This is a genomic window from Magnetovibrio sp., assembly GCF_036568125.1.
Classification (GTDB): domain Bacteria; phylum Pseudomonadota; class Alphaproteobacteria; order Rhodospirillales; family Magnetovibrionaceae; genus Magnetovibrio.
This window is the reverse complement of the sequence record NZ_DATCTF010000001.1, coordinates 20,866-27,708: the sequence shown is the minus strand read 5'-3', so window position 1 is coordinate 27,708 and position 6,843 is coordinate 20,866. Positions and strand designations below refer to the sequence as shown.

Below are 6,843 nucleotides of genomic sequence, written 5' to 3'. Positions count from 1 at the left end.
GCCGCCCCGGCCCAGGCTTTGCAGGGCTTGCGCGGTCGCTTGCAAAGCGGCCTTGCTACGACGCGGGTTCATCGCTTGGCTCAACGCGGCCTCGGTCTCGCCGCCCGGTTTGATCGCGCCGTCGACCTTGAGGCCTTGGGCCTTTTGGAACGCCCGAATGGCGTCGAACAGCGCCGCGTCGGGAAATTGCGACACGCCCCATTCGGGGGCCTCGTACAGCCCCAGCGCGCCGAGCGCGGATTTCATCTTCACCACGTCCAATGGCGCGGCGCTGGCGTTGGACGCCAAGGGCTTGGAACATTTAACCATGGGGTGAGGACGCATGAATGATCTCCATGAACAACAACGTGTGGTTTGAAAAATAGACCGCGGACGACCGCTGTCGGTCGTCCGCGGCCCGTGCGGCGGGAGCTGCGGATCGAACGCGCTCACCGCCCATCGGCGCATTTGGTAGAGGGAGGGAACCAATCTGCGCCGAGCCTGCTTTGGGATGATCCCGGCCGTCGCCGTTTAGGCGTCCGGATAGAGATTGCGAAAGCCTTCGCGGACTTGCGCGACGAAGGTCGGGTCGCGGTCCTTCCAGTACCGCGGATCCTTCATCATGCGTTTGATGTCCTGTTCGGAGTTGGCGAAGCGCGGTTCGGCGGCGCGCGTCAGGGCCGGTTCGCGGTTCTTCATCATTTCGAACATGGCGATGACGCCTTCGGCCGAGGCCACCAAGTTTTCATAAACCGTCGGGGTGAGATTGGCCTTGCCCCAGGCGCTGAGCTGCGGGCGGATCGCTTGGAACCGTTCCACGCCACCGAAGTGCTGGAGCAGCCGATCTTCTTCGCGCTTGTTTTCATAATTCGCCGTGATCTGGGCGACCATCGGCATCATGCGTTCCGACGCCAGGTCGTAGACCAGTTGGGCTTGGGCCTGCGAAAAGCCGTTTTCGAACAGACGCTGGTTGACCTCGTCGTCGACGCTGAGCAGGTCGTCGTCGATCATGATGTCGTAAGCGCCGGGGTGTTCGGGCATGTCCGCCATCGCGGCGGTTTGCGAATTGCCGAGATGGCGTTCCAGTTCCTGATAGGACCGCGCCAAGGCTTCGGTGCGCACGGCGCCGGTGTCCGCATCCCAGAATTTAGCCGGCAGCCACGGCGGGCAGCCGTTTTGATCGCTGTTGGGGGTGTTCATGTGGTCTCTCCTGTTTGTGAACGAATGGATGGTCGAAATGGTTTAAACGCCGTCGCGGCCGCGGCGCGCCAAGGCGGCGATGTAGCTCACCAATTGGCGCTGGCCTTCGATGTGGCGCAACATGTCCGCCGACGCGCTGGGGCCGAGGGTGCGTTCCAAGGTGATGGCGCGCAGGTGATCGAGAACCTTTTCGCCGTCGGCACTGCCAAAGCACCGGGCATAAGCCAGGCGCAACGCGCGATCCGGATCGGGCAGGTCCTCGCCGCCGCCGCCCCCGTCGGCACGCGCACGCGCTTGGCCGCCATCGCGTTCGAACCAGGCCCAGCCTTTGTGAGCCCCGCTCATGACGAGATCCCCTTAAACGGATTGAGCGGCGCGCCCGGCGATGGCGGGGTCGTGGACGGCGTGATGGTGCCGCGGTTGAACGCCGGCGGCGTCACCGCTTGCGCGGGTGTGATGGCGGCTTGCTCAGACGGCGATTGCCCGCTGAGGATCTTGGACAACGCCCCCAGGTCGACGCCTTGAGCGGGTCGACTTTTCGATGCGCTTTCCGGTGCAAGATTGCGCGCGAGGTCTTGCTCGCTGTGCAGCAACTCTTCCGGCACGCGAAAGGCTTTCGCCAACCACCGTGCGGTGCGCGGCACATTGATGATGTCCACCGCCCCGCCGCCGAGTTGCTGCACCGCCTGGAACCACGCCACCGCGCCGCTGATGTCTTCTTGCGCCTGACGGCGCGCCAGCGGCGATTTGTAATCGATATCGACGGTGCGCCCGTCGATGGCGATGGCGGGAATTTCCCCACGACGGCGCAAGATGGCGAGACCGCGATCGATCATCGGGCTGAGCAGTTCCGACTGCAGCCGCCCATAGGTCGCGCCGAGAATGCGCGCCATTTCCGTGGACCGTTCCAAGATTTCCGTCGCGCTCATCTTCGGTCCGGCGACCTGGCCCAGCTTATCTGCCAGCAGCGCCGAACGGATGCTGGCGCGCAGGCTTTCCAAAACCAAACCCGAAATGTCGAACCGTCCCGGCGCGGCCAACGGCGTCAGGCCGCTCGACCCCACAGCCTTGGGGATGATCGCGCCCGGCACCAACTTGATGTTGGCGGGGTTGAGCACGCCGTCGTCGTCGGCTTGCCAGATGCCGGTCACCGCGATGGAAGCGTTCTTCAACACCAGCTCGACCACCTTGTTGGCGGTCTTGATGTCGGGCAGCGCCTTCATCACCGGCGAGCGTCCGTAAATTTCACCCGGGGCCTTGAGCCAGCGAAAATTGATGAACGGCGATTTTTCGAACCGCCCTTGCGACAGCACCGTGGCGTCGCTCACCAATCCCGGCGCGGGTTCGGCCACCGCCATGTAGCGATAGCCCTTGTCATCGGGAAACACCGCCTCGATCACCGGGATGCGGGTTTCTTCCCCGCCGATCAAGGCGGCTTGCTCCTCGCCCATGTCGGGGGCGTCGGGGTAGCGTTGTTTGAGCTCGCGCCGGGTCAGTTCCATGCGCCGCATGGTTCCGTCCAAACGCCCACCCGCATCGTTTTCGAACACCACATCGAACAGCGGCACGGCGGTGAAGCGAAACGCCGAGGTCTCGCCAAGCGGGCTTTCTTCCAGCATCAAACACGCCGTGCCGACCGTCACCAGATCGAGAAAGCATTGGTGAATTTCAATGGCGAAATTGGAGCGGTCGATGTGCGATTGCAAAATCCCGGCGACCTTTTCCAGCTTCGGCGCCAACAGCTCACGATCATGATCGTTGACGTCGGTTCCCGGCATCAAGCCGACCCAGCGCGCCCATGGTGGCGTCAGGTTCGACAGCAAGCTGGCCGCCAACTGATCGACCGCGTCCGGAGCGGTGCCGTCGAACAGTTTGTCGCCGGCCTTCCTGCCCGCCAGGGTGTTGGGATTGCGCTGAGGCAATGTGAAATCATAACAATCGTTCCAATGCGCTTCCCAGGTGCGGCGGCGATCCTTGGCGCGCTGATAGCTTTGGATGATCGATTGCGGGGTCAGGTCCGTCATGCTCATTCCCCCAACAGAGATTTTTTCTGAGCAGCGTTTGCGTTCGGCGTGACCAAACCGCGATCCGAGGTCAGGATCGTTCCGCTACGGCCGCGACGACGACGCTCCAAGGCTTCCATGCGCAACTTGGTTTCATCTTCTGCCGTCGTATCCGTCACCACGACAGGGGCGGGCGCGACAGGGGCTCGGGGCGAGCTGGTTAAACCACCCATGATTTGTTTCTCCTTTGTGGGAATAAAAAAACCCGAGGCTGAACCCCGGGTTTGCTCTGGACACACTGGTGCCGTTCGTTAAAAGGATTATTATCTCAACCACACCTTAAAGTCAAGGAATTTTTTCCATTTTTTGTTTTTTCCAGGTGCCGGTAGAGCTGCCACGGCGTGAAAACCCCAGGCGCACGTAGTCCCAACACCCTTTTGACCGCCTCGACACAGCTGTACGGGGCCCATGCATACGGCTGCGGACGCAGCGGCTGGATGATTTGATCCATGACTTCATACCCGTTCGACACCAGCCACGCGCGGATGGCTTCTTCCTGATCGCCCGGCCACACATCGACCTCGGTGCCGTTGGACAAAGGATTGTACATCACCCAGCGATCACCACTTTCCAACAGCGCGAAGCAATGCCGATAGCCGGGCCTGAGAAAGCGCAGCCATTTGAGGTCCGCATCACCGCCGAACACAACCAATGCCCGACGGCCGCAATAGCCATCCGGCTCGGCGGTTTGTGCGCTTAGAGATTCTGCCCCTGACGCATGCGTGGCGTTTTCAGCCGCAGTCTGCGCAACGCTCATCATGACGAACAATCCCCTTGCTTTTCAGTTCCGTGGTGAGACGATCCAACGCATCGTCCCACAGCGCGACACTGCGTTCCTCGTCACGCACCCGGGCATCGGGCGGGCATTCCCGCCAACCGAATTCCGCCAAAGTTTTCAGATGCTCATTGCCGATGAGGCGACGTCGATGCAGCCGCATCACGGCACGGTAGATGTCATCCGGCTCGCACGGGCGCGTATGGGATGTCGCCGTTTCCGTCAACCGCGCCCCTTCGCGCCGCGCACGTTCTGATCGGACGTACCAAAACCATGCCTCCTCGGCATCCAAGAATTCAATCACCTGCTTGATAGGGATGGGACGCCTCACATATCGGATTTTTGTCACTATGAGCACTCCTTAATAGGTTTTTTCTCTCTTTAATTGTGATATGTTCGATTTTTTCCTATGTCAATATTTATTATGTATTTTTTCCTAATGACATCTTTTCGCAGTGATGTGACAATCTTCCCATGCTAAAACATGGTGACGTTTGGAGAGCTGTAGACAAGTTGGCGGCGGCCTACGGGCTTTCGGCGTCGGGACTTGCGCGCAAGGCGGGGCTCGACCCGACCACCTTCAACAAATCCAAACGCGTCACCCGCGAAGGCAAACTGCGCTGGCCGTCGACGGAAAGCATCGCGAAAATCCTCAAAGCCACCGGCGCCGAACTTCAGGAATTCATCGCCTACATTGAAAACGGCGAACGGACTGCGCCGCGCAATGTGCCGTTGATCGGCTTCGCCCAGGCCGGTGCCCAAGGTTTCTTCGACGATGCCGGCTATCCGACCGGCGGCGGCTGGGATGAAATCTCGTTCCCCGGCTCCACGGACCCGCATGCCTTCGCGCTGGAAATTTCCGGCGACAGCATGGAACCGGTGTTTCGCGACGGCGATATCGTGGTGGTATCGCCCGAAAGCGGTGTGCGCCGGGGCGACCGGGTGGTGGTCAAAACCCACGAAGGCGAAGTGATGGCCAAGGTTTTAAAGCGCAAGTCGGCGCAACGGATCGAACTCGGATCGTTCAACCCGGCCCATGCGGACCGGGAAATTCAGCTGTCCGATATCGAATGGATCGCCCGCATCATCTGGGCCGCGCAGTAAACGCAGACGCCAAACTGCGGGCACGAAAAAGGGGGCCGAGGCCCCCTTCTCCATGTCCTTTGATGCCGCTTAGGCCGACAGGTCTCCCCCCGCCAGCGCCTTGTCGATCAGCGTCACGGTTTCCGCAACGCCGTAAAGCGCGATGAAGCTGCCCATGCGCGGGCCTTGTTCCTGGCCGAGCAGAACTTCGTAACAGGCCTTAAACCAGTTGCGCAAATTCTCGAACCCGTGCGCCTTGCCGACCTCGTAGACCTCGGTCTGGATGTCCTCGGCGCTGGCGTCGCCCGCCATGCCTTCCAGCTTGGTTTTGAGATCTTGCAGCGCGCCGCGCTCTTGCTCGCTGGGCACACGGTAGCTTTTGTGCGGCTTGACGAAATCTTCGTAGTAGTTGATCGCGTAGCCCACCAACTGATCCAAGATCGGCGAGTTTTCCGGCGTGGCATCGGCGCGGTAGCGGCTGATGAAGCTCCACAGCACCGCCTTGTCGTCGGAACCGCACACGCTGGCGAGGTTGAGCAAGATGTTGAAGCTCAAGCCTTCGGCTTCCGGTGCCGGCGGTTTGCCGCCGTGAATGTGCCAAACCGGATTGTTGATCTGGTCTTTTTCTTCCTGGCCGTCGAACGCTGCCAGGTGCGCCAAGTACTCGTCGACCGTCTTGGGAATGACGTCGAAAAACAGACGCTTGGCGGTCTTGGGCTTTTGGTACATGAACAGCGCCAGGGATTCCGGCGTGGCGTAGCGCAACCACTCTTCCATGGACAAACCATTGCCCTTGGACTTGGAAATTTTCTGACCTTGGTCGTCCAAGAACAGCTCGTAGGTCAAGTTCAACGGCGGCTTGCCACCCAGCGTGCGGCAGATGCGGCTGGCCAGCTTGACGCTGTCGATCAAATCCTTACCGGACATTTCGTAATCGACGTCCAGCGCGTCCCAGCGTCCACCCCAATCGGCTTTCCACTGCAGCTTCACTTGGCCGCCCGTCACTTCGGTCTCGACCAATTGGCCGTCGTCGCGCTTGTAGACGATGGTGCCCGCGTCGGGCTTGGTTTCGACGATGGGAACTTGCAACACTTCGCCGGTTTCGGAACACACCGGCAGGAACGGCGAATAGGTCGCGCGACGCTCCTCGCCCAAGGTCGGCAACATGATTTCCATCACCTTGTCGTAGTGCTGCAACACCTTAAGCAAGGTCTTGTCCAAATGGCCGGCCTTGTATTCTTCGGTCGCAGACTTGAATTCGTATTCGAAACCGAAGCTGTCCAAGAACGCGCACAAACGGGCGTTGTTGTGATGGCCGAAGCTTTCGTGGGTGCCGAACGGATCGGGAATTTGCGTCAGCGGTTTGCCCAAATGGGGACGCAGCATGTCCTGGTTGGGCACATTGGTCGGCACCTTGCGCAGGCCGTCCATGTCGTCGGAATAGGCGAACAGACGGGTCGGCATGCCGGTCAGAAGTTCGAACGCACGGCGCACCATTGTGGTGCGCATCACCTCGCCAAAGGTGCCGATGTGCGGCAAGCCCGACGGGCCGTAGCCGGTTTCGAACAAAACGTAGCCTTTTTCCGGTAGTTTCCCGCCCAGGTGTTTTTCCAGTGCGCGAGCTTCGGCAAAAGGCCAGGCATTCGCATGCAGGGCCAGTTCGTGAGCGTGGGCGCGGGGCAGGTCGGGTTGATAAGGCATGGTTCTATACCGGTTTGATGTTGAAAAGAGGCCGCAAGGTAC

9 protein-coding genes are annotated in these 6,843 nt (G+C 60.6%); 1 reads left to right on the top strand and 8 read right to left on the bottom strand.

Going from position 1 to position 6,843, the window contains the following annotated elements:
* The 7 genes from VIN96_RS00125 to VIN96_RS00095 form a co-directional block, all read right to left on the bottom strand.
* Window positions 1-324 (bottom strand): peptidoglycan-binding domain-containing protein (locus VIN96_RS00125; protein ID WP_331893371.1); only part of this gene is annotated, 324 nt, incomplete at its 3' end.
* A 186-nt stretch (window positions 325-510) separates the two neighbouring features.
* On the bottom strand, window positions 511-1,179 hold the full coding sequence (locus VIN96_RS00120; RefSeq protein ID WP_331893370.1) for a capsid assembly protein: 669 nt from the start codon (window positions 1,177-1,179) through the stop codon (window positions 511-513).
* A gap of 42 nt (window positions 1,180-1,221) precedes the next feature.
* Window positions 1,222-1,524: a hypothetical protein gene (locus VIN96_RS00115; protein ID WP_331893368.1), complete on the bottom strand. Its 303-nt coding sequence runs from the start codon at window positions 1,522-1,524 to the stop codon at window positions 1,222-1,224.
* Complete coding sequence (locus VIN96_RS00110) at window positions 1,521-3,203, bottom strand: portal protein (protein ID WP_331893367.1); 1,683 nt, start codon at window positions 3,201-3,203, stop codon at window positions 1,521-1,523. Before VIN96_RS00110 ends, VIN96_RS00115 begins: the two co-directional genes overlap by 4 nt.
* A gap of 2 nt (window positions 3,204-3,205) precedes the next feature.
* Window positions 3,206-3,415 (bottom strand): hypothetical protein, encoded by a 210-nt coding sequence (locus tag VIN96_RS00105; RefSeq protein WP_331893365.1) that lies wholly within the window; start codon window positions 3,413-3,415, stop codon window positions 3,206-3,208.
* Between the two features lie 95 nt (window positions 3,416-3,510).
* Window positions 3,511-4,002, bottom strand: coding sequence for a hypothetical protein (locus VIN96_RS00100; protein WP_331893364.1), 492 nt, complete (start codon window positions 4,000-4,002; stop codon window positions 3,511-3,513).
* Window positions 3,974-4,366: a hypothetical protein gene (locus VIN96_RS00095; RefSeq protein ID WP_331893362.1), complete on the bottom strand. Its 393-nt coding sequence runs from the start codon at window positions 4,364-4,366 to the stop codon at window positions 3,974-3,976. The genes VIN96_RS00100 and VIN96_RS00095 overlap by 29 nt, the downstream gene beginning before the upstream one ends.
* Before the next feature lie 125 nt (window positions 4,367-4,491).
* On the opposite strand from VIN96_RS00095, the gene VIN96_RS00090 reads away from it, so the two are divergent.
* Window positions 4,492-5,121 carry a helix-turn-helix transcriptional regulator gene (locus VIN96_RS00090; RefSeq protein WP_331893361.1) on the top strand — a complete coding sequence of 210 codons (630 nt, stop codon included), beginning with the start codon at window positions 4,492-4,494 and terminating at the stop codon, window positions 5,119-5,121.
* A gap of 69 nt (window positions 5,122-5,190) precedes the next feature.
* Here VIN96_RS00090 and VIN96_RS00085 read toward each other — a convergent pair whose 3' ends face one another.
* Window positions 5,191-6,801, bottom strand: coding sequence for a lysine--tRNA ligase (locus VIN96_RS00085; RefSeq protein WP_331893360.1), 1,611 nt, complete (start codon window positions 6,799-6,801; stop codon window positions 5,191-5,193).
* Window positions 6,802-6,843: the final 42 nt, after the last annotated feature.